The organism is Isoptericola sp. NPDC056573 (assembly GCF_042793335.1).
Taxonomy (GTDB): Bacteria; Actinomycetota; Actinomycetes; order Actinomycetales; family Cellulomonadaceae; genus Isoptericola.
The window spans coordinates 1-3,244 of sequence record NZ_JBHTUY010000029.1; the positions used below are offsets into that span (position 1 = coordinate 1).

7 protein-coding genes and 1 pseudogene are annotated in these 3,244 nt (G+C 45.0%); all 8 read left to right on the forward strand.

What is annotated here, in order from left to right; all coding sequences use genetic code 11:
• On the forward strand, positions 1-532 hold a 532-nt coding region (locus ACFQ8E_RS21895), incomplete at its 5' end, for a hypothetical protein (RefSeq protein WP_430552646.1).
• 161 nt (positions 533-693) lie between these two features.
• Entirely contained in the window at positions 694-948 is a 255-nt protein-coding gene (locus ACFQ8E_RS21900; protein WP_430552647.1) for a hypothetical protein, read from the forward strand.
• A gap of 15 nt (positions 949-963) precedes the next feature.
• Positions 964-1,377, forward strand: coding sequence for a hypothetical protein (locus ACFQ8E_RS21905; protein ID WP_376912396.1), 414 nt, complete (start codon positions 964-966; stop codon positions 1,375-1,377).
• Positions 1,370-1,708 carry a putative minor capsid protein gene (locus ACFQ8E_RS21910; RefSeq protein ID WP_376912395.1) on the forward strand — a complete coding sequence of 113 codons (339 nt, stop codon included), beginning with the start codon at positions 1,370-1,372 and terminating at the stop codon, positions 1,706-1,708. Before ACFQ8E_RS21905 ends, ACFQ8E_RS21910 begins: the two co-directional genes overlap by 8 nt.
• Positions 1,705-2,052 (forward strand): minor capsid protein, encoded by a 348-nt coding sequence (locus tag ACFQ8E_RS21915; RefSeq protein ID WP_041053019.1) that lies wholly within the window; start codon positions 1,705-1,707, stop codon positions 2,050-2,052. The genes ACFQ8E_RS21910 and ACFQ8E_RS21915 overlap by 4 nt, the downstream gene beginning before the upstream one ends.
• Before the next feature lie 52 nt (positions 2,053-2,104).
• Complete coding sequence (locus ACFQ8E_RS21920; RefSeq protein ID WP_382357066.1) at positions 2,105-2,449, forward strand: phage tail terminator protein; 345 nt, start codon at positions 2,105-2,107, stop codon at positions 2,447-2,449.
• 12 nt (positions 2,450-2,461) lie between these two features.
• Positions 2,462-2,911, forward strand: a complete 450-nt coding sequence (locus ACFQ8E_RS21925) for a phage tail tube protein (RefSeq protein WP_376912402.1) — start codon at positions 2,462-2,464, stop codon at positions 2,909-2,911.
• A gap of 85 nt (positions 2,912-2,996) precedes the next feature.
• Positions 2,997-3,167, forward strand: a pseudogene (locus ACFQ8E_RS21930) (fibronectin type III domain-containing protein); the annotation flags it as partial.
• Positions 3,168-3,244 lie beyond the last annotated feature (77 nt).

Consider the following 3,244-nt stretch of genomic DNA (forward strand, 5'->3'; position numbering starts at 1 on the left):
TTCAAAGCTTTATTCTGAATTCCAGCAATATGGCGGGAAAGCCGATACGACTAAAATTGACGAAACTAATGTTTTGGGCGTCTATGATGAACTAATGTTACAAATGGACGAAGCGGAAGTGCCACTGGAAGGACGGATTTTATATGTAGCTGCGCCAATCTATACAGTTCTTAAAAACGCGCAACAAATTTCACGTTCTTTGTCAGTGACAAACAATAACGGCAATATCAGCCGTGGTGTTCGTTCACTTGATGAAGTCACTGTTAAGCCTGTTCCGTCCGCAAGAATGAAAACAGTGTACGACTTCACACGGGGGGCGGTTGTAGATCCTTCAGCGGTTCAAATTAACATGATTCTGATTCACCCTGATTCTATGCTTGCACCACAGCGCTATGAATTTGTGTCACTTGATCAGCCAAGCGCGAAAACAGGCGGCAAATTCCTATACTTTGAGCGCAAATATTGGGACGTATTCGCTATTGAGCGTAAAGTACCTGGCATGGCGTTCAATATCACGCCTGCTACGCCCTAATGCGCCCCAAAATCTATCGTACACAGCTAACGGATTGAGCGCCGATACACAACTGACAATCAATGTTACAGCCGTTGGGCCTGGTGGCGAGTCTCCTATGACGGAAATCGTAACCAAAACAAAAGCGGCGGCGCAGTAATAAATCAGGAGGTACTTCACACATGGCAAAAGGGAAACAGCTTAATCGTGTTTTAACGGTCTCAGACGAGGCCGTTAATGGTTATTTAAGAGACGGATATGATCAGATTGACGAGAGCGGGAAGGTTCTGAAGCGTGCAACTGGCGGGCGTACTGTCCCTATCGGTGAACACAACGAAGCATTAGACAAAATCGAAGCGCTAGAAGCGGAAGTGAAAGAGCTTAAAGCAGAGCTGAAGAAGGCTAAAAAAGCCGAAAAAGACAGCAAAAAAGAATAGAAAAGAGGGGTGAACATGCCTTATATCACTCCTGAATACTATAACAATGTGTACAAAGGGGCTGCGGCCCCTGATTCTGCTGATCTTGAAAGGTATATTGAACGGGCGAGCGACATTATAGACCAGGTAACCAACTTTCAGATATACGGAAAAGACATTAGCGGCTTTCCCTCACTCTTCAGAGACTTGATTATGAAGGCGACAGCGGCACAGGTAGAGTTTTACGTCATGAAAGGCGGCGATGCGGCGGTTAACGCGGGAATGGATGACATGAACAGTGTCAGCGTTGGATCATTCAGCTATAGCACTGGCGGCGGCTCTAGTTCGAATGGCAGTTCCGGCACACAATCAGCGCGTGTCAGCCCGTCTGTACTCTCATTTTTAGCGCCTACGGGTCTGCTATATCGTGGGGTGTCCGTTCATGGCTAAACCAATCCCTATTGAGCTGCTTATACATTCAATCGAATATGAAGAGATTACGGACAATCCAAACGGATGGGGCGGCGGTTTTGCGGCCCCTATTCCCATTGAGAGGATCAGGGTTGAACCTGTCACGGCCATTATGCGGAACAACGTCCGTAATGACGTGGAAGGCCAGTCTATTATCTTTATTGATCGCTTAAACTCAAAGCCATTCAAGCGGCTGAAAGAGCAATCCAGGGTTACGTTTAACGGGAAAACATACGAGGTGCAGAAGGTCAAAGAATTGTACGATGAAAACCCAGGCGCACCCCATCATTATGAGGTGGAAATCAAATGAGAAGTCATGTTCGCGTGGATCTTGGGAACCTTTCGCGCAGGGTTGACAACTTTGATAAAGAAGGTCAATTCCTGTTATCGTCCGAAGTGCTTAAAGATTCGAATTACTACGCGCCCCACGATACTGGAAACTTGATTGCCAGTTCGCAGCGTGCATCTGATCTTGAAAACGGAAAGCTTATATGGGACACACCTTATGCGAAGAAGGTCTACTATAACCCACAGTATAACTTCTCGAAAGATAAAAACCCGAATGCGCGGGGGCTATGGTTTGAAGCGGCAAAGGCTTATTTTCTGCCCCGTTGGTTGAGAGTCATGGAAAACCTACGGAATCGTACTTTTTAGGGGGTGTGTTATGGACTTTTTAGACCGAATGAAGCAGTATATCGAAAGTAACATGCTCTTATTTAAAAAGACGCTGACCGTAGGCCCTTTGACAAGCGGGAACGACATTTCAATTTTGGCGATCCCAAGCGTTAAACCTACAAAAAACCTGGATATGTCCCGAAATTACATTTTTGCCTTTCAGATATTGGTCAGACATCTTGATCAATATAAATCATACACAACTTGTCAGCAAATATCAGACAAATTAGATACGTTAACTAACGGAGCGGTCACAAGTGGTGGCGGCTCTTTTACTTTTGTTAAATGCGAAGTTTACACAACGCCTAACTGGGTTGAACAAACACCAGAGGGCCACATATATACCGCAATGTTTCAAGCGGAACTATACCTATAAGGAGTGGGTTGAATGCCTCAAAAAGAAGGTCTCTTAATTAACTCATCACATAAATTCTTTATCGACATTACACCAGATGGAACGGAGCGCACATGGTCAAGACTTGCGAAAGGATTAAGCAGCTTTGATCCAAGTTTGAACGAAGAAAACGACCAAACGCAATACTTAAACACCGGAACCATGAAACAAACAACAGTAACAGGCGGCCAACAAACAATCGCATTCGAAGGTCATAGATATTATGGTGATGAAGCGCAAGAGTATGTTTTCAGCAAAAAATATAAAGTTGGCCCTGATCGAGAAACTAATTTCAAATGGGAAGAGCCGAACGGAAATATTATTGAATGCCCTTGTACCATTGCGACTATTGAAGGACCTGGCGGGGATGCAGGAGCTAAAGGTGAAATCAGTATTGAAATTCACCTCAATGGCGAGCCGACAGAAACAACAGCCACGCCCTAATGCGCCCCAAAATCTACGGTACACAGCTACTTCAGATAGTGTAACAGTGGAATGGGATGCCGTATAAGGGGCGGACTCATACAACGTTTATAGAGGCGCAGAGAAGAAGTTAGACGCAAATGTCACGACTACATCACACACACTGACGGGAATTGCGGCAGATACGCAGTTAACTGTAAATGTAACCGCAGTGAACGAGGGCGGCGAGTCTCCAATGTCTCAGATCGTCACGAAAACACAGCCAACACCAGCTTAATAAGTCAACATACAAGACATAGAGCGTTAGCGATTGCTAATGCTCTTTTTAATACTTAAAAAGGGGATGTAATGACA